Origin of the sequence: Streptomyces sp. NPDC048479 (assembly GCF_040651435.1) — a bacterium.
Classification (GTDB): Bacteria; Actinomycetota; Actinomycetes; order Streptomycetales; family Streptomycetaceae; genus Streptomyces.
This window is the reverse complement of sequence record NZ_JBEZKA010000033.1, coordinates 20,712-44,729: the sequence shown is the minus strand read 5'-3', so window position 1 is coordinate 44,729 and position 24,018 is coordinate 20,712. Positions and strand designations below refer to the sequence as shown.

General features: G+C 69.9%; 24 protein-coding genes and 1 pseudogene. 18 read left to right on the top strand and 7 right to left on the bottom strand.

The genetic code is table 11. The features are described 5' to 3' along the window. Positions 1 to 10: 10 nt before the first annotated feature. The 11 genes and pseudogenes from AB0D12_RS34630 to AB0D12_RS34580 all read left to right on the top strand — a co-directional run bounded on the left by AB0D12_RS34630 (position 11) and on the right by AB0D12_RS34580 (position 10,544). Complete coding sequence (locus tag AB0D12_RS34630) at positions 11 to 1,003, top strand: acyltransferase domain-containing protein (RefSeq protein WP_362691993.1); 993 nt, start codon at positions 11 to 13, stop codon at positions 1,001 to 1,003. 152 nt (positions 1,004 to 1,155) lie between these two features. After that, positions 1,156 to 1,605 carry a DoxX family protein gene (locus AB0D12_RS34625; RefSeq protein ID WP_362691990.1) on the top strand — a complete coding sequence of 150 codons (450 nt, stop codon included), beginning with the start codon at positions 1,156 to 1,158 and terminating at the stop codon, positions 1,603 to 1,605. Between the two features lie 144 nt (positions 1,606 to 1,749). Then, positions 1,750 to 2,685: a slipin family protein gene (locus AB0D12_RS34620; protein ID WP_362691987.1), complete on the top strand. Its 936-nt coding sequence runs from the start codon at positions 1,750 to 1,752 to the stop codon at positions 2,683 to 2,685. Between the two features lie 151 nt (positions 2,686 to 2,836). After that, positions 2,837 to 3,548: pseudogene (locus tag AB0D12_RS34615) on the top strand (carboxylesterase family protein). A gap of 42 nt (positions 3,549 to 3,590) precedes the next feature. After that, complete coding sequence (locus tag AB0D12_RS34610; RefSeq protein WP_362691984.1) at positions 3,591 to 6,422, top strand: DEAD/DEAH box helicase; 2,832 nt, start codon at positions 3,591 to 3,593, stop codon at positions 6,420 to 6,422. Next, a complete protein-coding gene (locus AB0D12_RS34605; RefSeq protein ID WP_362691981.1) occupies positions 6,419 to 7,675 on the top strand; it encodes an SWIM zinc finger family protein in 1,257 nt (418 codons plus the stop codon). The genes AB0D12_RS34610 and AB0D12_RS34605 overlap by 4 nt, the downstream gene beginning before the upstream one ends. A 141-nt stretch (positions 7,676 to 7,816) precedes the next feature. Next, a complete protein-coding gene (locus AB0D12_RS34600) occupies positions 7,817 to 8,287 on the top strand; it encodes a MarR family winged helix-turn-helix transcriptional regulator (RefSeq protein ID WP_362691978.1) in 471 nt (156 codons plus the stop codon). A 256-nt stretch (positions 8,288 to 8,543) separates the two neighbouring features. Then, complete coding sequence (locus AB0D12_RS34595; protein ID WP_362691975.1) at positions 8,544 to 8,807, top strand: hypothetical protein; 264 nt, start codon at positions 8,544 to 8,546, stop codon at positions 8,805 to 8,807. Between the two features lie 110 nt (positions 8,808 to 8,917). After that, the gene (locus tag AB0D12_RS34590; RefSeq protein ID WP_362691972.1) at positions 8,918 to 9,421 is read left to right on the top strand and encodes an ATP-binding protein; all 504 of its coding nucleotides are present in this window, start codon (positions 8,918 to 8,920) and stop codon (positions 9,419 to 9,421) included. Positions 9,422 to 9,456: 35 nt separating this feature from the next. Next, complete coding sequence (locus AB0D12_RS34585) at positions 9,457 to 10,113, top strand: NAD(P)H-dependent oxidoreductase (protein ID WP_362691969.1); 657 nt, start codon at positions 9,457 to 9,459, stop codon at positions 10,111 to 10,113. A 29-nt stretch (positions 10,114 to 10,142) separates the two neighbouring features. Beyond that, a complete protein-coding gene (locus AB0D12_RS34580) occupies positions 10,143 to 10,544 on the top strand; it encodes a VOC family protein (RefSeq protein ID WP_362691966.1) in 402 nt (133 codons plus the stop codon). 137 nt (positions 10,545 to 10,681) lie between these two features. Here the strand turns inward: AB0D12_RS34580 and AB0D12_RS34575 are convergent, their stop codons facing one another. After that, positions 10,682 to 11,215: a hypothetical protein gene (locus AB0D12_RS34575; protein ID WP_362691963.1), complete on the bottom strand. Its 534-nt coding sequence runs from the start codon at positions 11,213 to 11,215 to the stop codon at positions 10,682 to 10,684. A gap of 83 nt (positions 11,216 to 11,298) precedes the next feature. Here AB0D12_RS34575 and AB0D12_RS34570 point away from each other — a divergent pair, with 83 nt between their 5' ends. Further along, a complete protein-coding gene (locus AB0D12_RS34570; protein ID WP_362691960.1) occupies positions 11,299 to 12,480 on the top strand; it encodes a cytochrome P450 in 1,182 nt (393 codons plus the stop codon). Between the two features lie 41 nt (positions 12,481 to 12,521). Here AB0D12_RS34570 and AB0D12_RS34565 read toward each other — a convergent pair whose 3' ends face one another. Continuing rightward, entirely contained in the window at positions 12,522 to 12,986 is a 465-nt protein-coding gene (locus AB0D12_RS34565; RefSeq protein ID WP_362692059.1) for a DUF3574 domain-containing protein, read from the bottom strand. A gap of 199 nt (positions 12,987 to 13,185) precedes the next feature. On the opposite strand from AB0D12_RS34565, the gene AB0D12_RS34560 reads away from it, so the two are divergent. Together AB0D12_RS34560 and AB0D12_RS34555 are read left to right on the top strand one after the other, a co-directional pair. Further along, entirely contained in the window at positions 13,186 to 14,547 is a 1,362-nt protein-coding gene (locus AB0D12_RS34560; protein ID WP_362691957.1) for an amidohydrolase, read from the top strand. Positions 14,548 to 14,711: 164 nt separating this feature from the next. Next, positions 14,712 to 15,377 carry a chaplin gene (locus AB0D12_RS34555; RefSeq protein ID WP_362691955.1) on the top strand — a complete coding sequence of 222 codons (666 nt, stop codon included), beginning with the start codon at positions 14,712 to 14,714 and terminating at the stop codon, positions 15,375 to 15,377. Between the two features lie 93 nt (positions 15,378 to 15,470). Here the strand turns inward: AB0D12_RS34555 and AB0D12_RS34550 are convergent, their stop codons facing one another. Then, entirely contained in the window at positions 15,471 to 17,186 is a 1,716-nt protein-coding gene (locus tag AB0D12_RS34550) for an RICIN domain-containing protein (protein WP_362691953.1), read from the bottom strand. A 509-nt stretch (positions 17,187 to 17,695) separates the two neighbouring features. Beyond that, entirely contained in the window at positions 17,696 to 18,343 is a 648-nt protein-coding gene (locus AB0D12_RS34545) for a DUF2293 domain-containing protein (RefSeq protein WP_362691951.1), read from the bottom strand. Between the two features lie 35 nt (positions 18,344 to 18,378). On the opposite strand from AB0D12_RS34545, the gene AB0D12_RS34540 reads away from it, so the two are divergent. Next, complete coding sequence (locus AB0D12_RS34540; protein WP_362691948.1) at positions 18,379 to 19,362, top strand: D-2-hydroxyacid dehydrogenase family protein; 984 nt, start codon at positions 18,379 to 18,381, stop codon at positions 19,360 to 19,362. Here AB0D12_RS34540 and AB0D12_RS34535 read toward each other — a convergent pair. Then, on the bottom strand, positions 19,331 to 19,789 hold the full coding sequence (locus tag AB0D12_RS34535; protein WP_362691945.1) for a hypothetical protein: 459 nt from the start codon (positions 19,787 to 19,789) through the stop codon (positions 19,331 to 19,333). The genes AB0D12_RS34540 and AB0D12_RS34535 overlap by 32 nt on opposite strands. 69 nt (positions 19,790 to 19,858) lie before the next feature. Here AB0D12_RS34535 and AB0D12_RS34530 point away from each other — a divergent pair, with 69 nt between their 5' ends. Further along, positions 19,859 to 20,590 carry a hypothetical protein gene (locus AB0D12_RS34530; protein WP_326649212.1) on the top strand — a complete coding sequence of 244 codons (732 nt, stop codon included), beginning with the start codon at positions 19,859 to 19,861 and terminating at the stop codon, positions 20,588 to 20,590. A 383-nt stretch (positions 20,591 to 20,973) separates the two neighbouring features. On the opposite strand, the gene AB0D12_RS34525 is transcribed toward AB0D12_RS34530, so the two are convergent. Continuing rightward, a complete protein-coding gene (locus AB0D12_RS34525) occupies positions 20,974 to 21,705 on the bottom strand; it encodes a peptidase (RefSeq protein ID WP_362691942.1) in 732 nt (243 codons plus the stop codon). 206 nt (positions 21,706 to 21,911) lie between these two features. Between AB0D12_RS34525 and AB0D12_RS34520 the strand changes: the two genes are divergently transcribed. Both AB0D12_RS34520 and AB0D12_RS34515 read left to right on the top strand, forming a co-directional pair. Continuing rightward, positions 21,912 to 22,403, top strand: a complete 492-nt coding sequence (locus AB0D12_RS34520; RefSeq protein WP_362691939.1) for a cupin domain-containing protein — start codon at positions 21,912 to 21,914, stop codon at positions 22,401 to 22,403. 68 nt (positions 22,404 to 22,471) lie between these two features. Continuing rightward, positions 22,472 to 23,110, top strand: coding sequence for a uridine kinase (locus AB0D12_RS34515; protein ID WP_362691936.1), 639 nt, complete (start codon positions 22,472 to 22,474; stop codon positions 23,108 to 23,110). 4 nt (positions 23,111 to 23,114) lie between these two features. Here the strand turns inward: AB0D12_RS34515 and AB0D12_RS34510 are convergent, their stop codons facing one another. Further along, positions 23,115 to 24,017, bottom strand: a complete 903-nt coding sequence (locus tag AB0D12_RS34510) for a sugar kinase (RefSeq protein ID WP_362692056.1) — start codon at positions 24,015 to 24,017, stop codon at positions 23,115 to 23,117. Between the last annotated feature and the right edge of the window lies 1 nt (position 24,018).

Below are 24,018 nucleotides of genomic sequence, written 5' to 3'. Positions count from 1 at the left end.
GAGCTGAGAAGTGGACAAGCAGCCCATGGCAGAGCACGGCAGTCCGCCGGGCCAGGATCCGCGGAAGTCCGGGGAGGGGCCACTGGTGCCGAACGTGCTGGTGGAGCTGCCGGACGCGGACGGCTTGGCCGAGGCACTGGTGGATCTGGCAGTACCGCACGAGGACATCAACGAACTCCTCGCCCTGCGGGGCCGGATGATGTCGGACCCCGGGCTGCGCCGGCTCCTGGAGTCGGGCGTGCGGGAGCTGGTCCAGGACATGGGAAAGATCGGCGGTGGCGGGGAACTGCCGCGGCTGCCCGAGAAGTCAGGGGCGGTCGGCCGCTGGCTCCCGGTGTACGTCTTCGTCGCCGCGCTCCCGTACGTACGGGCGTACCACCGGGAGCAGTCCGTCCCGGAAGACGTCTCCCGCCGTACGCTCGCCGACCTCGGGCGCAATGTCGCCGTTCACCGACGGAGGCGCGGCACGGGCGGGCTGTTGATACCTGGCTGGATCGGGCTGCACTTCCGGGGCGAGATCTACCAGTTGGGGCGGCTGCAGTTCCAGCGTTCCCGGCTCGGCGACCGTACCGTTGAGGCCGTGCGGGCGGCCGGGCTGCCGTTCGGGCCAGGCGACCTCGCCCTGAATGTGCATATCCCGGACTTCCTCGGGCCGATCGCGCCTGAGGCGTGCGACCGATCCCTCGCGAGAGCCCTGGAGTTCTTCGCCCGCCACTTCCCCGAAGAGCCCTACCGCGTGGCCACCTGCCACTCCTGGCTGCTCGACCCCCAGCTCGCCGAGTATCTGCCGAAGGACTCCAATATCGTCCGCTTCCACGACCGCTTCCGGACCGCGTACGAGGAGAAGGAAGCCGACGACGGCGCTCCGGTCGCGTTCGTGTTCGGCGATCCCGAGCTGCCGCTGGACGCCCTGCCGCGCCGAACGGGCGTGGAGCGCGCCGTCGGCGACCATCTGCGAGCAGGCCGCCACTGGTACGGCGGGCACGGCTGGTTCGCGATATGAGCGCTCGAAGCCGGGTCCGGGCGCGGCCCAAGGCGCCGGACAGGCGCAGTTGAAGATTTTGAAGTTGGGGCCCGGGGCGGCGATGAGTCCTGGGCCCCCTCCCGGTCTACCTCTTTGAAAGCACTACGGAGCGCTTACCGGAGGAGACCACAATGTCCGCAGAAACCGCCGTCACCACCTCGAACACCGCCGCTGCCACCGCTACCGGAACGACGCTGAGCCGCCGCTCGCACCTCGCGGTGCGCACGCTCCAGATCGTGCTCGCGGTGTTCATGGCGGTCCCGAGCGCCGGGCCCAAGCTTGTCGCCCACTCCTCCGCGACGGAGGCTTTCGACAAGATCGGCTTCGGCGACTGGTTCATGTATCTGACGGGCGGTCTGGAGCTGGCCGGTGCGATCGCGCTGGTGATCCCGATCCTCTCCGGTCTTTCGGCGCTCGCCTTCATGGGTCTGATGATCGGCGCCTTCATCACGCAGATGACCGTGTTCGACGGCCAGTACGCGATCACGCCCGTCATCCTCTTCGTCATCTTCGGCGGGATCGCCTGGGTGCGGCGTAATCACACGGCCGAGCTCGTCGCCCTCGTGCGCAAGCGCCTCTAGAAGCCGCCCGTAGGCCGCACCCGCACCGAGGTGCGGCCTTCCTGCTGAGGTGGGGCGGTATGGGCGGGTGAGAGCTCGACCGAGGGGGTATACCGGGCATACCGTGGTAATTAACATCCGGCTCGGACGGTAGGGGGTGCCCTGATGGTCGAGGAGCTGGTGGCTGCGGGCGCGGCGGCCGCGTCCGCTTGTGTGCTGTACGCGATGGCGGGCGCGAGGGTGGTCAAGCAGTACGAGCGGGGCGTGGTCTTCCGCCTCGGTCGGCTGCGTGACGACGTCAGGGCCCCGGGCTTCACCATGATCGTCCCCTTCATCGAGCGGCTGCGTAAGGTCAATATGCAGATCGTGACGATGCCGGTGCCCGCGCAGGACGGCATCACGCGGGACAACGTGACGGTCAGGGTCGACGCCGTGATCTATTTCAAGGTCGTGGACGCCCCCGATGCCATCGTCCAGGTCGAGGACTACCGCTTCGCGGTCTCGCAGATGGCGCAGACATCACTGCGGTCGATCATCGGCAAGAGCGATCTGGACGATCTGCTCTCCAACCGCGAAAAGCTCAACCAAGGACTGGAGTTGATGATCGACAGTCCGGCGATCGGCTGGGGTGTGCAGATCGACCGGGTCGAGATCAAGGACGTGTCCCTGCCCGAGGCGATGAAGCGCTCGATGGCGCGCCAGGCCGAGGCGGACCGTGAGCGCCGGGCCCGGGTCATCAACGCCGACGCCGAACTCCAGGCCTCCAAGAAGCTCGCCGAGGCCGCCAAGGAGATGTCCCAGCAGCCGGCTGCCCTTCAGTTGAGGCTGCTGCAGACTGTCGTCGCCGTCGCGGCCGAGAAGAACTCCACCCTGGTGCTGCCGTTCCCGGTGGAGCTGCTGCGCTTCCTGGAACGGGCCCAGCAACCCGCGCAGTCCCCGTCCGAGCCGCAGCAGGCCTTGCCGTCGCATCCCGCGCAGCCGGAGTCGCAGCCCGAGTCACCGTCGCAGGAGAGCCGGCCGGTGGAGTCGTCGCCGGTTCAGCCGGTGCAGCCCGTCCAGCCCGTGCCGCCGTTGCCGCCCGCGGTGCCTCCCGCCGCATAGGCCCCTGTCGCAAAGCCCTGCCGCGAAAGGTCCGGCGTCTGAGCTCCGCCGCCTCGGCCGCGCTGCCGGGTGAGCGCGGTCCCGGCCGGGTAGGAAGCGTCCCGGCGTTCCTCACGACCGGACGCCTGCCTCGGCCGACGGAGCCTGATTCGTGACGCATGGTGAACCGTTGTGCACGACCCGTCAGGCGCGGTCCGCGGCCGTCTCACCGGCTCGGGAGTGTCGGCCTCCCTGGGCATTCCGTACGCCGCAGCGCATCCTTTCGCGCCGCCGGTGGGGCCCTGAGCCCTGGCTGGGCGTACGAGACGCGTCGGCGTACGGTCCGACCGCGCCCAAAGTCCCGTACACACCGCCCTTCGACGCCCTCATCCCCGAGGACTCGATCCCCGGAGGCGACGGCGAGCACGGCAAGGACGGTGAGCGACAAAGCTTCCTCAATCTGGACGTCTGGACGCCCTCGCCGGGTCCGGGCAGTCGGCTGCCGGTGCCAGTGTGGCTGCACGGCGGCGCGTTCGCGAACGGCTCCGGGTCGGCCTCGGCGTACAACGGCAGCGTTCGCGCGCGACGGTGTGGTGTGCGTGACGCTCAACTACCGCCTGGGCGCGGAGGGTTTCCTGCATCTGGACGGCGTACCGGACAACCGCGGGCTGCTCGACCAGACAGCCGCGCTGGAGTGGTACGACGATGGTCTTCGACGAGGAATCGGGGCCGGTGGCGGACCCGCGGGCACAGGAGCGGGCGCTCTGGGACAGGATGCGCTGAGGGTGTCCGCCGAGGCGTCTGCTGCGGTGCCTTCGGTGCCTGTCGAGCCGTCCCGGCCGGCTGCCGGAGCCCATTGTCAGACCTCACCCGTAAGGTCGTAGATCCAGTACTTCGGTACGTGATCGGCAGAGGGAGGTGACCCGATGACGTCCGACATGCGGCAACTGCTGCACACCTGCGCTGCGGTCTTTGTGCCGGCCGCACTGCCGCGCGAGGGGCGGGTCGCTTTCTGGGACCCGGAGGGTGACCGGCTCCGGGACGCGAGCGGCGAGCTCACGGTCGCACGCCGGCACGGCACCGGCGTCCGCAGCCGCACGGTCCCCGCCGTGCTGCTGCCGGTCGCCGAAGCCGTACCGCTGCTGACCCGGGCCCGTCGGAATCCGGCAGCGCACCCCGCCGCGGCCTGCTGGGGCGCTGCCGCGCTGCACGCGGTCCATCTGGTGGCGCGCGGCAGGCTGCTGCCGGGCCTGACCGCGACCGACCATGACGCATGGCGGGCGGGCCCGCTGGACGCCGACGACATCGCCCAGCTGCGGGCGATCGCAGCCGCCATGCCGTACGAGGCGCATGCCGTTCCCGTCGGTGAGCTGCGGCCGTTGCGGCTGCCGGAGCCCGAGGCGCTGGTCCGGTCGTTCTTCGACGCGGTGGCCGACACCCTGCCGCGTACGCCTGCCGCGCCGTATGCAGCGGGAGCGCCGTTCGCCGCCCTTTCCGCGCAGCATCTGCCCGCCGCACGGGAGTGGGCGGCGGAGGCCGCGGCGGGCATGGACGCGGGAGTGCGGGTCTCGCTCCGCCTCGACCTGTCCGCGTTCGAGCTCTTCGACATCGCCGAGGAGGACGGCGCGGAGCGCAATGCCGGCGCGGCCCTCGTCCAGGTGCACAGCCTCGCCGACCCGACGCTCGTCATCGACGCGACCCGGCTGTGGGCGGGCGACGGCGACGAGGACTTCGGGCCGCGCGCCAGGATTGACGCGGTGCTGGCGCTGCGGCGCGCGGCCCGGGTCTGGCCGCCACTCGCCCGGCTGCTGGAACGGGACGTGCCCGATGTGCTCCCGCTGACCGAGGACGAGCTGTACGAGCTGCTGGGACCGGGCGCGGCACGCCTGGCCGCGGCCGGGGTAGCGGTGCACTGGCCGAAGGAGCTGGCGCGTACGCTCTCGGCCGCCGCGGTCGTACGGTCCGCGCCCGGCTCGGCGACGGACGGCACACCGTTCTTCGACAGCGAGGAACTGCTCAAATTCAACTGGCAGTTGGCGCTGGACGGCGATCCGCTGACCGAGCGGGAGATGGACGCGCTGGCCGAGTCGCACCGTCCGATCGTGCGGCTGCGGGACCAGTGGGTGGTCGTCGACCCCGGTCTCGTACGGAAGGCGCGCAAACGGGAGTTGGGGCTGCTCGAGCCGGTCGACGCGCTGGCCGTGGCGCTGACCGGCACAGCGGAGGTGGACGGCGAGACGGTGGAGGCGGTGCCGACGGGCGCGCTGGCGGCACTGCGCGACCGGCTCACCGCGGCCTCCGCACCCGTTGCGCCTCCGGCGGGCCTTGCCGCCGCACTCCGCGACTACCAGCTGCGGGGCCTGGCCTGGCTGGACCTGATGACCTCGCTCGGGCTCGGCGGCTGCCTCGCGGACGACATGGGCCTCGGCAAGACGGTCACGTTGATCGCCCTCCACCTCCACCGTGCCCGGACGGCCCCGACGCTGGTCGTCTGCCCCGCCTCGCTGCTCGGCAACTGGCAGCGGGAGATCACCCGCTTCGCACCCGGCGTACCGGTGCGCCGCTTCCACGGCGCCGACCGCACACTGCCCGAGCTCGACGGCGGCTTCGTCCTCACCACGTACGGCACGATGCGGACGAGCGCGGACCGGCTGGCCGCGCACACCTGGGGGATGGTCGTCGCCGACGAGGCGCAGCACGTCAAGAACCCGTTCTCGGCGACGGCCAAAGCCCTGCGCACCATCCCGGCCCCGGCCCGCGTCGCTCTGACCGGCACCCCCGTCGAGAACAACCTCTCCGAGCTGTGGGCGCTGCTGGACTGGACGACTCCCGGACTGCTCGGCCCGCTGAAGGCCTTCCGCTCCCGGCACGCGCGCCTCGTCGAGAACGGTGAGGACGACGACGCGGTCGAGCGGCTGTCCCGGCTCGTCCGCCCCTTCCTCCTGCGCCGCAAGAAGTCCGATCCGGGCATCGTGCCCGAACTGCCGCCGAAGACGGAGTCCGACCATCCCGTCGCGCTCACTCGCGAGCAGGCGTCCCTCTACGAAGCCGTCGTACGGGAGACGATGGCGGCGATCGAGGGCGCGGAGGGCATCGCGCGCCGTGGTCTGGTGATGAAGCTGCTCACCGGGCTGAAGCAGATCTGCAACCATCCCGCGCAGTTTTTGAAAGAGCACAGCCTGAAGGAGCGCGGCGCTGCGACAGGCGTCGGCACCGTCCGGCTGGCGGGCCGCTCCGGCAAACTGGCTCTCCTCGACGAACTGGTGGAGACGATCCTCTCCGAGGACGGCTCGGTCCTGATCTTCACCCAGTACGTCTCCATGGCCCGCATCCTCGCGGCGCACCTCACGTCCCTGGCGATCCCGTCCCAGCTCCTGCACGGCGGCACCCCCGTGGCCGAGCGCGAGCGCATGGTGGACCGCTTCCAGTCGGGCGAGATCCCGGTCTTCATCCTCTCCCTCAAGGCCGCCGGCACCGGTCTGAATCTGACCCGGGCCGGCCATGTCATCCACTTCGACCGCTGGTGGAACCCTGCCGTGGAGGAGCAGGCGACGGACCGGGCGTACCGCATCGGCCAGACACAGCCGGTGCAGGTCCACCGACTGATCGCGGAGGGCACGGTGGAGGACCGCATCGCCGAAATGCTGGCGTCCAAGCGGGCGTTGGCGGACGCGGTCCTCGGCTCCGGAGAGGCGGCCCTGACCGAACTGACCGACCGTGAGCTGGCCGACCTCGTCTCCCTGCGGAGGCCCTCATGACCCCGCGCTCCCAACCCGCCCGCCCCCTCCACGACGACCGCCGCCGGACGTTCCCCGCCCTGGAGCCCCTCACCGGCGAGGAGTTCGCGTCCAGCTGGTGGGGCAACACCTGGGTGGAGGCGCTGGAGGAATCGGCCCTGGACCGGGCCCGCCTCGTCCGGGGCCGTGCGTACGCGGGCCGCGGCCATGTCGACGCGATCACGGTCACGCCGGGCCGGGTCGTGGCGTACGTCCACGGCAGCAGACCGCGCCCGTACCGAACGGAGATCCGCCTGCGTACCCTCTCCGACGGCGACTGGGACGACTTCCTGGCCGCCGCGGCGGCCAGACCCGACCACATCGCGGCCCTGCTCGACAAGGACGTGCCGCACGCGCTGGCGACCGTGGCGGACCTCCTGCCCACGCCGGGCGATCTGATCCCCGACTGCTCCTGCCCGGACGACGGTTACCCCTGCAAGCACGCGGCGGCGCTCTGCTACCAGACGGCCCGGCTGCTGGACGAGGACCCGTTCGTGCTGTTCCTGATGCGCGGCATGGGCGAACGCGAAATCCTCGCCTCACTCGCTCATCGCAACGCGGCCCGCTCGGCCGCCGAGCGCACCACCGCGGCCGCCGCCACTGCCGTTCCGACGGTCCCGGCCCGCGAGGCTCTCGCCCCTCGCTCGCTGCCGGCCCTTCCGCCCCCGTTCCCGGCTCCGGCCCATCCGGGCCGTCCACCGTCCTACCCCCACTCGCCCGGCGCGCCCGACCCGCTCGCCCTGGATCTCCTCGCCACCGAGGCGGCCGCCCGCGCCCACACCCTCCTCACCACCGGCACGGACCCCACCGTGGAGCTGACGGAATGGCAGGACGCGGTCCGCCTGGCCGCCGCCCACCCCGGCTCGGGCCTGACCGCCTCCACCCGCGCCCTCTACCGCGATCTGGCAGCAGCCACCGATCACACTCCCACCGACCTGGCCCGCGCGGTGGCGGCCTGGCGCCAGGGAGGGCTCGAAGCCCTCGCCGTACTCGAAGAACCCTGGGACCCGCCCGCCGGCCCCTTCGACCGCGCCCGCCCGGCCCTGATCGCCGCCGACTTCCCGCACTTCCGGCCTTGGCGCAACCACCTCTCCACCCGCACGCTGCAGCTCCGCTTCGGCCGCAACGGCCTCTGGTACGGCTATGAATCGGACGCGGACCGCGAGGACTGGTGGCCCCGCGGCACTCCGGACACCGACCCGGTCGGCGCGCTCGCCGCGCTGCTCGGCAGATGACGGACTCAGCGACCGGGCTGCCTGCTCAGGACCACGGATGTGTCGCCGGCACCTCGGCCACAGTGCCGCAATGCGCCAGTGCACGGTCGACCTGGCCAACACGAGTTGATGTGTCAATCAATGCGGCGCTAACCTCGATCAGTGACTGAACCTCAATGGCTCGACGACGTGGAAAGACGCGCTTGGCAGGGCTTCATCGCCATGAGCCAGCTGCTTGAAGAGCAGGTCACCCAGGGACTGCGCCGGGCCGGCGGGCTGTCCATGGCCGACTACCGGGTTCTCGCCCCGCTGTCCGAGGCCAAGGGCCAGCGGCTGCGGATGCAGGAGCTCGCAGCTCAGGCACGGTGGGAGAAGAGCAGGCTGTCGCACCAGGTGCGCCGGATGGAAAATCGAGGACTGGTACGCCGCGAAGAGTGCCCCACTGACGCCCGCGGCGCCATCGCCGAGCTGACTCCCGAGGGGCTGCGGGCCATTCGCGAGGCGGCCCCCCTGCATGCGGACAACGTCCGCCGTATTTTCGTCGATGCGCTCTCCCGCGATCAGCTGGAAGCCCTTGCCGACATCTCGGAAACCGTGGTCCACCGCTTGGGTAGTCGTACCGGAGCCGAGTAGCCGTACGAGCCGTACGAGCCGTACGAGCCGTACGGATCACGGAGGCAGCGGCGGCATTGCGGTCGGACGCCCGGTTCCAGCCCTGCGCGGCCGGGCGACCGTCACCACTCGAGCCAGGTGTCCCATGATCCGACAGGCTCGCCCCCTGCCCATCGGACACGACAACCCTCCTGGCTCATCACACAGCCATCGCGTCCAGGCAGCGCACCTCACGCGGCTCGGAACCCGTGAGGACGTTGAGGTCCAGCGTGAGTACATGCACGACCTCGACCGCAACGCCCGGGCGGCCATCGCCTCGGTGGACCCGACGCCGATGTTCGCCCACTACCCGGACAATCCGTGGGCAGTGTTCAAGGCATACCTTGACGCCGTCACTCAGGAGGCCACCGACAGGACTGTGCCGGCATGGAAGGGCCGGCTCGGCGCGGCCGACGTCTTCACCTTCGACAACGCCTACGCGATGTTCGAGTCGCTGAGGATCGACTATGGCGTTCTCGGGCCCTTCGGCGTCCGCCCCTGACCGTCTCGAGGCGGGTCTGCCAAAAAGGTTGACACATCAACCACGCGTGCTATCGTGAATTTAGTGGATATATCAACCGTTATGTCCCATAATCTCTGATCGGCATGGCCATGAACGCGACGCGTGTGTGCACCCGGACGGCGGATCAGCGCAAGGCTCTCTTCCAGCTCCCACCGGCGCCCACGGCGCCGCGCTCCGCCCGTCGGCTCGTCGAGAACGTCCTGGCCGATTGGGGCACCCCCGTGGGGCTGGCGGAGAGCCTGCGGCTACTTGCGAGTGAACTGGTCACCAACGCTGTGGCCCACGGCGACGGCCAGGTCGGCCTCGCGCTCTTCGTCACGCCGGCAACGGATGACAGCCCCTGCGCCGTCCTCCGGATGGAGGTCGCCGACGTCTCCCCCGAGCCCGCCCGCCAGGGAGGGCTCGGGGGAGACGACGAGCACGGCCGCGGGCTCCTGCTCGTGGATGCGCTCGCCGATCAGTGGGGACAGGATCTGTTCGCGGAGGGAAAGCGCGTTTGGTGCGAGTTCGCTCTGGCTGGGGGCCCCGACGAGTGCGACGCCCTGGGTCCTGAACGAGACCGCGAGTCCGCAACCAGAAAGTCACGATCATGAAGAATTTGCCCCACGCGCCGGAAGGTGACCGAGTCATGTCCGTCCATGCCGACCGCGAGGCGCTGCGCGTACTCGTGCTGTGCGGCTCGTTTCGGACCGGCTCAATGAACTCCCGGCTGGCGGCGCTGGTCGCCACGCTCGTGCACCGCAACGGCGCCACGGCCGAACTCGCCCACCTCCGTGACTTCGACACGCCCTCGTACGACGGAGACGTCGAGGCGGCCCAGGGACTGCCCGAGGGCGCCTCCGCACTGCGCGACCGCATCCAGGAGGTCCATGCGCTCGTCATCGCCTCCCCCGAGTACAACGCCTCGGTACCGGGCGCGGTGAAGAACGCCATCGACTGGGTGTCACGGTTCCGGCCCCAGCCGTTCAAGGACAAACAGGCGCTGCTCGTCTCGGCTTCCCCGTCCATGCTGGGCGGCAACCGGGGGCTGTGGTCGCTGCGCGTCCCGCTGGAACACCTCGGCGCCCGCGTCTACCCCGACATGTTCAGTCTCGCGCAGGCCCATCAGGCCTTCGCCGAAGACGGCGAACTGGTCGACGACGTGCTGCAGGAGCGGCTGACGGCGACAGTCGACTCCTTCCTCGAACTCGTCGAAGCGGACACTCTCTACCCCTGCCTGCAGCGGCGCTGGTACGAGTTCCTGGGCGACCGTACGAGTGCCCCCGTGACACAACGCACCGAGTAGTGACCGATGTTCGACCGAAGGGCCCGGAGATGACGACCGACTTCCCCAGCGGAGCGGAGTTGACTCATCTGCTGGTGGTCAGCGACCTCGCCCGGTCCCGCGACTTCTACCGCGACGTCGTGGGCGCCGATATTGTCCGCGAGTACGGTGGAACCAGCGCCGTCCTGCGCCTCTGCGGGACCTGGATGCTGCTGGTCACTGGCGGCGGGCCCTCAGAAGACAAGCCCACCGTGACGTTCACCCCGCCCGCGGACGCCGACCGGGTGAGCCATGAGATGACCTTCCGCGTGGTTGACTGCCGCGCGGCCTATGCCACGCTGCGCGCCCGGGGCGCGCAGTTCCTGACCCCGCCCGTGGTCCACGATGCGGAGGTCCGCTGCTTTTTCCGCGATCCCGACGGCCATCTGCTCGAACTGAGCGAAGCGCGCTGACACTTCACGGTCTGCCGCTGGCCGACCGCTGGAAGCCGGAGCATGGCCTTCTGTGGCATCGACGTCAGTGACGCCGTCTTGAAGACCGTCTGCTGCTCGCTCGCCCTGGGCCCCAGCGTCACTGGAGCCCGGCAGGGTCACAAGCCCTCCGCCCACCTGACCAGCGTGGCGAAGTCCTCCTCCCGCAGCCCCCGCCGCGGATGGATCCGCAACAGCAGCGCAGGCGCGTCGTGATGCGCCGCGACGTGCGCCGTGTCCAGGTCCGTGATCATGTCGTCCACCCAGGCGAACGGGCGGCCCGCCGCCCACTCCAGCAGCGGCCGGGTCTTCCAGTAAAGCCCGTCCGGGTCCTTCGCGAAGAGCTCCGGCCACTCGATCACCGGGAGGTCGGCAGGCAGGCCGACGCCCGGGGCGATCATGGTGTTGGCCTCGTGCATCCAGGTTGTCGCCCAGGCCAGTTCGAAGGGAAGGCCCGTCAGCCGTGGGCCGTGGGCCGGGTTGAGATGGATGCGCAGGCCCCGGCGGTGGCGGCGGGAGCCCGGGGGCTGGTGGGAGAGCCAGTAGGAGGGGTGCAGGCGGTGTGTCGCGTAGCCGCGCAGGCGCGGCAGACGCGCCGCGTACGGGTTGAGGGGGCCGTCGACGTCGAGGAGGAGCAGCGGGCGGTCCGTCATGAAGGACAACTGCCCACTGCCGGGCCGGAATACGGCAGACAGTCGTCGACAGCTCCGGAATGCGGCGCCTCTAGGGTGGAGTCATGGCACTCCAAGATCCGACGAGCGAGCTGATGGCCGACCCCTACGCCGTGTACGCGCGGCTCCGCGAGGCCGGGCCCGTGCACCGGATCGCCGGCACGGACGGGCTGCCGGCCTGGCTGGTCACCCGCTACGACGACGTACGTCAGGCACTCGCCGATCCCCGGCTCTCCCTGGACAAGCGCAACGCGGCACCCGGCGGCTACCGGGGGCTCGCGCTGCCGCCGGCGCTGGACGCGAATCTGCTCAACATGGACCCGCCGGACCACACCCGCATCCGACGTCTGGTGTCCCGGGCGTTCACCCCCCGTCGCATCGCGCAGCTGCGCGAGCCGATCCGGAAGACAGCCGACCAGCTGCTGGACGCCATCGCCCCGCACGGCCGCGCCGATCTGATCGCCTCGTACGCCGCGCCGCTGCCGATCAACGTCATCTGCGACCTGCTCGGCGTGGCCTCGGAAGACCGGCGTGATTTCCGGGCGTGGACCGACGCCCTGGTTGCCCCGGACCCTGCGCAGCCGTCACGGGCGAAGGAAGCGGTCGGGGGCATGCTGGCGTTCTTCACCCAGCTCATCGCCCGCAAGCGCGCCGAGCCGGCCGACGACCTGCTCTCCGCCCTGATCGCGGTACGCGACGAGGAAGACCGGCTGAACGAGGACGAGCTGATGTCCCTGGCCTTCCTCATCCTGTTCGCCGGATACGAGAACACCGTCCACCTCATAGGCAACGCCACCCTGGCCCTGCTCAGCCACCCCGACCAGCTGGCCGCGCTGCGCGCCGACCCTGGCCGACTGGGCGGCGCCGTCGAGGAGTTGGCCCGTTACGACGGACCCGCACCGCTGGCCATCCGACGCTTCCCCACCGAGGACATCACCATCGGCGGCGTCACGATCCCGGCGGGCGAGACCGTCCTGCTCTCGCTCGCGGCCGCCCACCGCGACCCGCACCGCTTCACCGACCCCGACCGCCTCGACATCGGCCGCGACGCCACCGGCCACCTCGCCCTCGGCCATGGCATCCACTACTGCCTGGGCGCCCCCCTGGCCCGGATGGAGACCGAGATCGCTCTTGCCGCGCTGCTTGAGCGGTTTCCGCGGCTGGAACTCGACGTTCCGCACAGCGAAATGCGGTGGCGGCCTTCGATGCGTGCCCGAGGGCTGCTCTCCCTGCCTGTGCGCTACTGAGCCGGGCGCTCGCAGAAAGGCCGCTCTCAGAAAGGCCGCTCTCAGAAGTCGGCGAGCGTCGGCTCGTCCAGCCGGGCCACCGCGTCCTGTGCATACGCCGCGGCGTAGGCCTCGCGGATCCGCTCGATCTGGGGGTCGTGCACGTGTGCCTCCGCGGCGGGGTACAGCAGGATCAGCTCGTACGAACGCTCCCGCTCGATGGTGCCGTTGGAGTCCCGCCACTGTCCGCGGCCGTCCTGGACTGTCAGTCCGGACGGGAAGCTCGGCGTGACACTCCGGTCGATGAACGCCATGAACTGCCGGTCGGTCACATCGGGGCCGCCGTCCGGACGCTCCGTACCGAAGAACAGCCGCGTCTCGATGTAGGGCGCACCACGCGCCGCCGTGGACGAGGCCCTGGGTGCCTTCGCCCGTGCACTGCCGAGCGCGGCGGTGGAGGCGGGTGCACCCACTGCCAGTACGGCGACTGTGGCACCGGCGACGGCGAGGAGAGTGCGCTGCTTCAAAGTGGGCACGGGGAGCCGGTCCTTCCATCGGGGGCCGCAGGGCGGCGTGTGTTGCGGCTACGGCAATCGGGCCACGAAGCAGTACGCCGGGACGCCGAATTCGTCCGGAAACCACCCGCACGGGCGCATCCCTCGATGTGTCCGCGGACAGACCCGGACCGACAGACTGGGAGCCCGAGGACGTCAGGAGGAGGACCACATGGTTGCTGCGGACGCCGAGCGGCCCGCGGATCTGATCATTGACGGGTGCATCGCCCTCGTGCACGACGAAGAGAAGGGGATCGGCTTCCTCCAGGACGCCGCCGTCGTCGTACGCGGCCGGCTCATCGAGGCCGTCACCTCCGCGCGTGCCGTGGCCGGCCTCCCGGCCGTCCAGCGCATCGACGGGCGCGGGCAGCTCGCCATGCCCGGCCTGATCAACTGCCACACCCACACACCGATGGTCGCCCTGCGCGGAATCGCCGAGGACATGCCCGTGGAGGACTGGTTCAACGACTGGATCTGGCCCATCGAGTCCAACCTCACCGACCGCGTCGTCGAAATCGGCGCGCAGCTCGCCTGTGCCGAAATGATCCGTGGCGGGGTGACCACCTTCGCCGACCACTACTTCTCGATGGACAAGGTGGCCGCCGCAGTGACCGAGAGCGGGCTGCGCGCCAACCTCGGCGCGGCCTACTTCTCCAGTCAGGGGGCCGAAGGGCGCGAGCGCTCAGTCGACTTCGCACTGCGGATGCGCGGCGCGGCCGAGGGGCGGATCACCACCTCGCTCGCTCCGCACGCCCCGTACACCGTCGACGACGTCGACCTGGCAGCCACCGCCGAACTCGCGGGCCGGCACGGGCTCCTCGTACACATCCACGCCGCCGAGAACAAGGCGCAGACGGAGAACAGCCTTGCCCGGTGCGGGCGTACGCCCATCGAGGTGCTGGAGCGGGCCGGGCTGCTGGACGTCGATCTGCTCATCGCGCACGGCACCGGGATCACCGAAAAGGACCTGTCCGTACTGCAGAGGGGCACGGGCCGGATCGCGGTCGCCAGCGCGCCCAGGGGATACCTCAAGTTCGCCTGGGACACCACACCGATCAGGGCGCTGGCTACGGCCGGCATTCCCGTCGGGCTGGCCACCGACGGTGCCGCGTCCAACAACACTCTGGACGTGTGGGAGAGCATGGCGCTCACCGCACTCGTCCAGAAGTCCGTGGAGAACGATCCGGCCTGGCTCACCGCCCGCCAGGCACTCGGCCACGCAACCACCCAGAGCGCACGAGCCGTTGGGCTCGGAGACCAGGTCGGTGCGCTCGCGCCCGGACGGCGGGCCGATCTGATCCTGGTGGATCTCACCGGTCCGCACACCCAGCCTCTGCATGACATCGCCGCCACCCTCGTCCACAGCGCGCGCTCCGGCGATGTACGCACCACCGTCGTCGACGGGCGGATTCTGATGCGGGACCGGCAGCTGCTGACCCTCGATGTGCCCGGCATCACCGCCGAACTCACCGAGCAGCTCCCGGAACTGACCGAACGGCGGCAGGGGCGCCGCATCCAGGGCTACGACGGGTGAGGCAGGTAAGCCGGGTCAGTCGAGAAGGTCGGTCACGAGAGAAATTCGATAAGACGCACACTCGATGGAGTGAAAGACGTATTTTGCCACAACTGAATGGCGTCATCGGCGTTGGTTCCGGTGCGGGCGAGGGCCCGCGAACTTCTCCTGAAGGCAGGGAACCCATGAGGCAGGTTCACCGAAAGGGTCTGGCCACCGTGATGCTCACGGGTGGCGCGCTCGCCATGGCGGGGAACGCGCACGCCGACTCGAACGCGGACGGCGGTGCGGCTCATTCGCCCGGACTGCTGGTCGGCAACACGGTGCAGCTTCCGGTGAACGTCCCGGTCAACGTGTGCGGCAACACCGTCAACGTCGTTGGACTGCTCAACCCGGCAGCAGGCAACTCCTGCGCCAACACCTCGCACGGAGGGCAGCTGAAGCCGGGGGCCCACACGACAGGCAGCGGCGGTGCCACCACCGAAAGCAGTGAAAAGGACTCGCCCGGTGTCCTCTCCGGCAATGACGTACAGATCCCGATCGACGTGCCGATCAATGTCACCGGGAACTCTGTGAACATCGTCGGCATCGGCAATGCCGCCGTCGGCAATTCCTCGTCCAACACCTCCGGCAAGCCGCCCGTACAGCCGAGGCCCGCCACTCCGCCGAAGGCCGCAGCGCCGCACCGGCCGACGCTGCGCCAAGCGACGCCCGGGTCCTCCGCCGCACTCGCGCACACCGGTTCCGGACAGGTTGCCTTCGCCCTGCCCGCGAGCGCCGCGCTGCTGCTCGGCGGCATCGTCCTCTACCGCCGTACCCGGCCTGCCCACGGGCGCCGCGGCGCGGCCTAGGTGTATTGCCCTGTGAGGGTGGGGTCCGGCCCGGTCTCCTCGGCCGCCGTTGGCTGTCTCGAGACGAGCGTCCTGCCCGGGTGGGTGTTCACCTCAGCGGGGAATCTGCTCCCAGCTTTCATCCGGCTTGCCGTTGCACGTGTACTGGATCAACTGCGTGCCCTTTGTGGCGGTGGCACCAATGGCGAGGCACTTACCGGAGTAGACGTTCCGCAGCGTCTTGCTGCCGTTGTCGTACCACCACTTCTCATCGACGGCCCCGTTGCAGGTGTACTGGATCATCCCGATGCCGTCATTGAGGTGTGAGGCGGATCCCATGCACTTGCCCGAGTACTCGTTGCGCACGAAGTAGGCGTTCTTGCCGTTCGAGTCCGTGGTGTTCTCGAACACCCAGCGCTCGTCCCGGGCGTTGTTGCAGCCCCATTGGATGACCGGGGCGCCGTTCCCGGTCTTGCCGCCGCCGCCCGCGCACAGGGCGCTGTAGGAGTTGCTCAGGTAGACGCTGTGGTCGGCGGCCCTGGGCTTGAGGGAGAACACGGAGCGTTGGCCGCTGACCTCGTTGAGGCCCCACAGGCGGCCGGACGAGGGCGCGTAGGACAGGTTCTGCGTGTACTTCGGCGATCGGGTCAGCACCGTTCCGACGGTTCCGGGCTTCGCCTGGTAGATACACGAGTAGCCGTTGGCCGGATCGTTGTCACCCATGTACCCCTTGGGGCACTCGGCGGCCAGGTAGTAGTAGGTGCCGTCCGTGGCGACGCCCTGCAACTGCTGGACCGGTGCCTTGAAGCCGCCGCTCGCGGTGCTCGTGCCCACGGTGTCGCCGTTGTCCGCGGCCGGAAGGGCGGTGGTCGAGTTCAGGGGCCAGCGCGCCAGATGGGCCACCGGGCCGTGTTTGTCCTGGTAGTACTCGCCCGACACGAGATGGTCCACCGGTCCGCTCCGGTCCAGGCTCAGCGAGCCGAGACACGCGCGGCCCGCTTGGTGGGGCGCAGGGCAGGCTCCCGGTTCGGCGCCGGTATCCCCGATGGTGTAGCGGCCCACCATGGGCAGGGCCCATTGGTGGTAACGCGCCGACGACACACCGTTGTTGATGCCGACTGCCTTGGAGCTCTGCTGCATCTTCCACAGGTGCTGGAAGTCGTAGACCTGCAGCTGGTTGCCGTTGGCGATGAACAGCTTGTTGCCGTACCAGACCGCGCCGTCGGCGTGGGTCTTGGGGACCGGCTTGAAGTTCGCGTTGCTCTCGTTGCCCGTCGGCTCGACCAGCAGGACGTGGCCGTAAGTCCACTCCTTACTGGTGGAGTTGACGATGGAGATTCGCGCGAACTCATTGTTGTCGTAGTGCCAGGACGCCACGTACAGGTGGTGGCCGGCGACGGTCCCGCCGGGCTGGGCGTCGTGCGACGCGGTGAGGCCCTGCGGGGTCCAGCCGCCCGCGGACGTGTCGTCGTCCTTGTCCCAGCAGAAGCCGTTGTACTGGAATGTGCCGTTGATCCCGGTGGTGTGGCACAAGGGTCGTCCGGCGTGCTGGCCCGACAGGGCCACGCCGAGCACCCCGTTCGTGGTGACGGCGCCGCTCTTCTCGACGCCGCGTATCGCGGCACCGAAGGCGTCGTACTGCTTTGCACGGTCGATGGTGAGCCGGTATTGGCTGTACTCGCTCGCCGGGACGGGAGCCAACGGCCCCGCCATGGTGTCGGATTGGGCCGCAGCCGGCTGTGCGATGGTGAGTGCAAGCGCGACCGCGGCCAGCGAGACGAATGCCGCCACCAGGGAGCGCAGGAATCTTGGATTTCTGTTCTTTGTCACGCAGAAACTCCCTGCTTCATCTGCCAATTACCGCCGTACTTGGGCCCGGGGCCCGCCTCGTACAGGACTGACGGGCTATGAATTCGAGGACACGCGGGACATGGAGGAGGGGCGGCCGGGAACACCGAACGCCGTTCCAGCGGCAGCCGGTCCGGTTACAGCTACCGTCCTCAGCTTCCCCTTGATGCGCCTCTCCCCGTTCTCTCATTCCGTGTTTCTCTTCGCCCAGAAATTCCGCCGGCGGCCGCGTCGGCGGGCACAGCGGACGTGAACCTCTCCTGGCTGGCGGATGCCGACGAGGGGCAGGTCCGTCTCAACGACCGGTGTTTCACCAGGATCCCTGAGTCCTACGGGGACGTCATTAGCACTGAGTCCACGGATCTGTTGGATTTGCGTGAACTCGCGTGTGCAGGATCCGCCGGGTCCAGCGGCCCCCGAACCTCGCGCGGCCGGCGCGGGGGAGGGCGAAGGGGGTGCCCCGGGTCCGGTGTCATCCGCCGGCGTTCCGCCTAGGCGCGCCAGGACTCCAGTACCGCATCGACCACCGACGCCACCCCGGCCCGCGCTTCATGACGGGCGACTCCGGCCATCAGCAGGGTGTCGTACTCCGTGTCGAGATGCCGTACGGAAGCCCGCACCGCGGCCGTGACCGCTCCCTCCTCCAAGGAACGGCCCGCAGCGGTGCGGCCGACCCGGCCGCTGCCCCGCACCGAGGCGTGCGTGGCGACATCGCGGGCACGCGCCGGCGGGCAGCCCGGGAACAGCCGCTGGATCTCCGCGGCGAACGAGGCGGTGAAACGTACATCCTCGGCCGCGCGGCGGACCGCGTCCCGCTCGCGGCGGCGGGCCCGCGCGTCCGCGTCCGCCAGGCACGACGACTCCGCCCTGGCCAGCGCCCCTTCCTCGACCAGCAGACCCTGGCGTTCGTACCGCTTACGCCGGCGATTGAAGCGGATCACCGCCGCGCACAGCGAACTCGCCTCGCGGGCCCGGCGGGTGAGAGCCGCGGAACCGCGCGGCAGATACACCAGATGGGCAAGGTCAGCACAGTCCAGACAGATGGGCGCGTTGAACTCGAGGAGGTGCAGCGGAAGAGGGCCCTGACGGCACTCCGCGCAGTGCCGGCGCTTCAGTGGTTCGATCACCACCAGGTCCATGTCCGCAGCCTACTCACCAGGTACGCTCCGCTCCCATGACGCTGCGCTGTGCCGTACTCGACGACTACCAGGATGTCGCGTTGTCCATGGCGGACTGGTCTGCCCTCGCACCGGATGTCGAAGTACGGTCGCTGCAGAGCCATTTCACGTCCGAGCAAGAGGTTGCGGAAGCCGTCGGCGACTGCGAGATCCTCGTCGCGATGCGTGAACGCACCCCCTTCCCCGCAGCACTCTTCGCCCGCCTGCCGCGCCTCAAGCTGCTCATCACCTCCGGTATGCGCAACGCCTCCATCGACCTCGAAGCCGCCGCCCGCCACGGTGTCACCGTCTGCGGCACCGCCAGCAGCTCCGAACCCCCTGCCGAGCTGACCTGGGCGCTCATCCTGGGACTGGCGCGGAACGTGGTTCAGGAGGGCTCGGCCCTGCAGCGGAACGGCCCCTGGCAGAGCACCATCGGCGCCGATCTGCACGGACGCCGGCTCGCGCTGCTCGGCCTCGGCAAGATCGGCGCGAAAGTCGCCCGCGTCGGCCGGGCCTTCGGCATGGACGTCATGGCGTGGAGCCAGAACCTCACCGACGAGCGGGCCGCCGAGGTCGGCGTCGTACGAGCGCACACCCTGGGGGAGTTGCTCGAGGCCGGGGACTTCGTCTCCGTACATCTGCAACTCAGCGACCGCACGCGCGGGCTGATCGGCGCGAGCGAGCTCAAGTGCATGCGGCGCACGGCCTATCTGGTCAACACCTCGCGAGCGTCGATCGTCGATCAGGCGGCGCTGGTGCGGGCACTGCGCGACGGCTGGATCGCCGGAGCGGGCTCCGACGTCTTCGAGACCGAGCCGCTGCCGGCCGACGATCCGCTGCGCTCCGCGCCGAACTTCCTCGGCCTGCCGCACCTCGGCTATGTCACCCGGCGCAATTACGAGGGGTATTTCCAGGGAGCCGTCGAGGACATCGCCGGCTATCTCGAAGGCCGCCCCCTGCGCACTCTCAGCGCACGCCCGGCGCCGCCGTCCCGATGAACTCGGACAGCGTCTCGCGGGCCTGCTCCGAACGCTGCGAGCGGTCCGCCTCGTCCGGCGCCTCATGCATACAGTTCGTGACCTCGAAGGCGGACGCGGCCAGCTCCAGCGCCGCCGCGTCGTCGCAGACCAACTGGACGCGGATCAGCGCCTGATGGGCGGAGGAACGCAGCCGGTACGAGTCGATACGCGCCTCCTCGGCCAGCGCGCTGCCCGGTCTCTCCTTCGCCCGGTGCCAGCGGTCGTTCTGACCGCGCCGGTAGTCGACGAGCGCGCCCGCGAAGGCGCTGTACGCGGCAATCCGTTCCTGGCGGAGCTGTTCGGCACGGGTGAGAGCAGCGGCGCGCTCGGCGGTCTGGCGCTGGAAGTAGTGAGTGGCGACCGAGCCCAGCAGAGTGCCTATGACCGCGATGACGGCTGTCTCCATGGTGCGTACTCCCGAGGGATCTGAATAATCGTTCGAGCGTGGGTGACAGGTCTTGCTAGCTTGATCGACGTGGCGAAACTCAATCAGATCATCGCAGTCGAGAAAGGCGTCAAGTCCAAGGCGCACCAAGACCTGACGGCGGCCCATCACGGGCTGCAGAAGCCTGCGCTGCTGGCCGGCATCTCACGTACGTACCAGCCCAAGGACGAGGAGGGCGAGCAGCTTCCGCCCGAGTCCACACGGGTCCAGGTCAAGGCCGAGGACGTGCTGCGCGAGACCGCGAAGACGCTGACCCGGCTGTTCGACGTCACAGCCACCAAGGACTGGGCCAACTGCGCCGCGCGCGCCGATGTGACGGTGGACGGACGCGTTCTGGTGAGCGAGGTTCCGGTGGCGTATCTCCTCTTCCTCGAGAAGCAGTTGACGGACATCAATACCTTTGTGCGCAAGCTGCCGGTGCTTGATGCTTCGGAGTCGTGGACGCAGGACCCGTCGACCGACGCCTGGAAGACCGAGTCGGTAAGGACTCTGCGTACGAAGAAGGTCCCCCGCAACCATGTGAAGGCCGAGGCGACCGAAAAGCACCCGGCGCAGGTCGAGGTGTACTACGAGGACATTCCGGTGGGTTACTGGACGACCGTGAAGTTCTCCGGTGCGCTGCCGGCCCGGCGGGTGAACGAACTGCTCGAGCGGGTGGAGAAGCTCCAGCAGGCTGTGAAGTTCGCCCGCGAGGAGGCCAATGGCGCGGACGTCACCGACCAGCGGGTGGGCGACGCTGTATTTGGCTATCTGTTCGGGTAGCCTCAATGACTCCCCGTCCGCCTGTGTGCGGACGGGGTGCGCGAGGAGCGCAAGCTGAAACTGAAGCTTGTCGTGACTGAGCGGTTCCAGTGGAGGTTCGATTCCTCCCCGCGGCATTTTCCGTACGTACGGGCCGCGGTAGCCCAATTCGGCAGAGGCAGACCGCGATCAATCTCAGACTATTGCTCCAGACTCAGCATTCGCCGCCGATCGCCGGATCGACCGGGCCCGGGCCCTGGTGCGTCGAGATGCCGGTTCAAGTCCGGCCCGCGTAGCTCGATACGCGGTGGTCCAAAGGCAGGACGCGGCGACATAACGACTGACCCGGGTTCTCAAGCGTGCCGGCGTGCGACATGGGTGGCATCACAGGGCTCGGGGGCCGGCTACGCCCCCGGGCCCGCTCCCATTCCCGGCCCTTTTTCCCGGCCTTTTCCCGGACCGCTGTTTCCTGCCCGCGGCGCCGGTGCCGTTTCCGGTCTCGTTTCCGGTCCCTGTTCCGGTGTCATTCCGGGCGCGAAGGAGACCCCCCGACCCGCGAAGAAGCGGGCGAAGCCGGCCAGCGGGAGGTCGGCCGCTCGCGTCTCCGGCGTCGTCCCGGACGGATTGTGGAAGTGCACGCGGTCCTCCGTACGACCCGTGAGCAGCACCAGATGGCCGCCTCTGCCGGGCGCCGGGCGGTCCGGGTTGCGGATCTCGTAGTGCACCGAGGCCATCACCGTCCTGCCCTCGTCGAGGAGCGCGAGGATCTCCTCCGGAGCCAGTCGGCGGTGGACGGTGGCCGGCAACGCGTGTACTTCCTGCGCGTACGTGGCGAGCGGCGCGTAGATCAGGCCGTGGATGGCACCGTTCGAGTCCTCCGTGTAGGCGCCGTACTTCAGCGCTCCGTCGCGCAGTTCGAAGAGCGAGGGGGACCCTGGACCGAGGGCCATGCGCAGACAGGTCACACCGCACAGATGGCCGCACCAGCGCCCGTACTCCTCCCGGGTCGCCGCGCCCGAGGACTCCCAGGCCGGGTCGGTGGCCGGATCCAGGCCGCCGTACACGATCTGCTCGATCAGGTCCGGGGAGGCGAACTGGGTGTGGACGGGGACGGAGCAGGTGGAGCACTGGGTCACTGGAGGTATCCACTCAGGAAGCGGCCGATTCGACAGGGACGGCCCGGTTTCTGCCGATTCGGCCGATAGGGCTGATCGCGGCGTCGAGATCGTCAGAGTACGCGTTCGGCCGGGCGCCCATCGGATACCTTGGGGCAGTTTGGCGACAGTGCGGGCGGGTGTTCGCCAGGGAACGCCGTGGCCGTGCCGAGGAGTTGGAGGGTTCCATGGGGTTCCGAGGGCTGATGCCGCAGAGCAGACGGCAGGGGCGTGCCCGCACCGCGATGGTCCTGGTCGGCTGTCTGGGGGCGCTCGCGACCGTGCCGTCCGCCGCGAACGCCACGCCCGGCAGCGGCGTCTCGGCGACGGTGCTCGCGCAGGGCGTGTCCCAGGGGACCTTGAAGCTGAAGGCCAAGGGCCGCACCGATGTGGTCGTACGGACGATCACGGTGGCGCCGGGCGGGTACACGGGCTGGCACACCCACGCCGGACAGCTCCTCGCCGTCGTCAAGTCCGGGACGCTGACCCGGACTCTGGACGACTGCTCCGTCGAGGTGAGCCCGGCCGGCACGGCCTTCATCGAGCCGTCCGGCAAGAACCACCGGCACATCGGACGCAACCTCGGCAGCGAGCCGGTCGTGCTGTACGTGACGTATCTGCTGCCCGCGGGCAGCCCGCTGTCGGACGACGCGGACGCCCCGCCCTGCGCCGGTAAGTAGCGGGGTGGCCGGGCCGGCGGACGGCTCCGATGTGCCGCGCCGGTACCCGGCCGGGCGATGATGAGCGCGTGCGACTCGAAGCGATCACCTGGGAGCGGCTGGCCGATGCGCTCGTCGGCCGGGTCATGGAGACCGAGGCCGAGGACGGCAGTCCCTGGCTGCGCATCGGTGTCGACGGCGCTCCCGCCGCGCCGACCGGTGCGCTCGCGGAGCGGGTCGCCGACGCATTGCGGCTGCGCGGGCGCGGCGTGCTCGTGGTCGGGACGGGCGGGTTCCTGCGGCCCGCCTCGCTGCGGTACGAGTACGGGCGCGAGGATCCGGACTCGTACTACAGCGGCTGGTTCGACACCGGGGCCCTGTGGCGGGAGGTCTTCGGGCCGCTGGAGGCGGGTGGCAGCGGGCGTGTGCTGCCCGATCTGTGGGATCCGGCGACCGACCGGGCGACCCGCAGCCCGCATGTTGAACTGCCGCCCGGCGGCGTGCTGTTGCTGCACGGGCCGTTCCTTCTCGGGCGCTGGTTCCCGTTCGATCTCACCGTACATCTGCGGCTGTCGTCCGCTGCGCTCCGACGGCGTACGGAGGAGAGCGAGCGCTGGACGTTGCCCGCGTTCGAACGGTACGAGGACGAGGTGGGCCCGGGAGAGGCGGCCGATGTGCTCGTACGGGCCGACGACGCGAACCGTCCGGCGTGGGGCGGACTGGGCTGACGCGCTACGGCCTGCCGCCGATCACCCTCACCGCCTCCGCGCCGGCCCGGCAGCCCTGTGCGGCGGCCTCCCGGGCATCCGCCCCTGCCAGCCGCGCGGCGAGGAAGGCGCCGGTGAAGGCGTCGCCGGCGCCCGTGGTGTCCACCGCATCGGCGGGGACCGGCGGGACGCGGGCCGTGACCCTGCCGGACTCCGCGACCAGCGCTCCTTCGGCGCCCAGGGTGACGACGGTGAGCGGGACCTGGCGGCTCAGTACGGCGGCGGCGCCTGCCGGGTCGGACAGGCCGGTGAGCAGGCGCGCCTCGTCGGCGTTGGGGATGAGGACGTCCGCGCCGTCGAGCGCTGCCAGCACGCGGTCCACGCCGAGCTCGGCGATGAAGCCCGCCGAGGCGGGGTCCACACTCACCGGGACGCCGCGGGCCCGCGCCGACTCAAGGGCGAACAGGGCCAGTTGGCGACTGGTGTCGGCGAAGAGCAGATAGCCGGAGAGATGCAGATGGCCGACGCCGTCCAGCAGCGACGGCGACCAGTCGGCCGGGGATATCCGCAGCACCGCGCCACTGTCGGTGAGGAACGTTCGCTCGGCGGTCGCGTCGACGAGGGCGATAACGGTGGCGGTCGGGGCCTCCGGGTCCGGGATCAGGAGAGGACGGACGCCCGCGTTCCGCAGCCGCTTCTCGTGCCAGCCCGCCTCGCCGTCGCCGACCCTCCCCAGCAAGCGGACGTCTCCGCAGCCCCAATGCACCGCCCAGCAAGCCGCGTTGGCGCCCGCCCCGCCCGGCAGAACACGGATCCGGGCCGCCGTGTCCGTCCCCCGGGCGAGCGGGGAGCGGTGGCGGGCCACGACATCGGTGACGACATCCCCGATGACGAGCAGCGCCCCCGCCGTCACCGGGGCCTCGGTCATC

Coding starts and splice junctions, on each gene's coding strand:
- AB0D12_RS34625 (WP_362691990.1), top strand. CDS start 1,156: ATGTCCGCAGAAACCGCCGTCACCACCTCGAACACCGCCGCTGCCACC.
- AB0D12_RS34620 (WP_362691987.1), top strand. CDS start 1,750: ATGGTCGAGGAGCTGGTGGCTGCGGGCGCGGCGGCCGCGTCCGCTTGT.
- AB0D12_RS34610 (WP_362691984.1), top strand. CDS start 3,591: ATGACGTCCGACATGCGGCAACTGCTGCACACCTGCGCTGCGGTCTTT.
- AB0D12_RS34605 (WP_362691981.1), top strand. CDS start 6,419: ATGACCCCGCGCTCCCAACCCGCCCGCCCCCTCCACGACGACCGCCGC.
- AB0D12_RS34595 (WP_362691975.1), top strand. CDS start 8,544: ATGCACGACCTCGACCGCAACGCCCGGGCGGCCATCGCCTCGGTGGAC.
- AB0D12_RS34590 (WP_362691972.1), top strand. CDS start 8,918: ATGAACGCGACGCGTGTGTGCACCCGGACGGCGGATCAGCGCAAGGCT.
- AB0D12_RS34585 (WP_362691969.1), top strand. CDS start 9,457: ATGTCCGTCCATGCCGACCGCGAGGCGCTGCGCGTACTCGTGCTGTGC.
- AB0D12_RS34580 (WP_362691966.1), top strand. CDS start 10,143: ATGACGACCGACTTCCCCAGCGGAGCGGAGTTGACTCATCTGCTGGTG.
- AB0D12_RS34575 (WP_362691963.1), bottom strand. CDS start 11,215: ATGACGGACCGCCCGCTGCTCCTCCTCGACGTCGACGGCCCCCTCAAC.
- AB0D12_RS34570 (WP_362691960.1), top strand. CDS start 11,299: ATGGCACTCCAAGATCCGACGAGCGAGCTGATGGCCGACCCCTACGCC.
- AB0D12_RS34560 (WP_362691957.1), top strand. CDS start 13,186: ATGGTTGCTGCGGACGCCGAGCGGCCCGCGGATCTGATCATTGACGGG.
- AB0D12_RS34555 (WP_362691955.1), top strand. CDS start 14,712: ATGAGGCAGGTTCACCGAAAGGGTCTGGCCACCGTGATGCTCACGGGT.
- AB0D12_RS34545 (WP_362691951.1), bottom strand. CDS start 18,343: ATGGACCTGGTGGTGATCGAACCACTGAAGCGCCGGCACTGCGCGGAG.
- AB0D12_RS34540 (WP_362691948.1), top strand. CDS start 18,379: ATGACGCTGCGCTGTGCCGTACTCGACGACTACCAGGATGTCGCGTTG.
- AB0D12_RS34535 (WP_362691945.1), bottom strand. CDS start 19,789: ATGGAGACAGCCGTCATCGCGGTCATAGGCACTCTGCTGGGCTCGGTC.
- AB0D12_RS34520 (WP_362691939.1), top strand. CDS start 21,912: ATGGGGTTCCGAGGGCTGATGCCGCAGAGCAGACGGCAGGGGCGTGCC.
- AB0D12_RS34510 (WP_362692056.1), bottom strand. CDS start 24,017: ATGACCGAGGCCCCGGTGACGGCGGGGGCGCTGCTCGTCATCGGGGAT.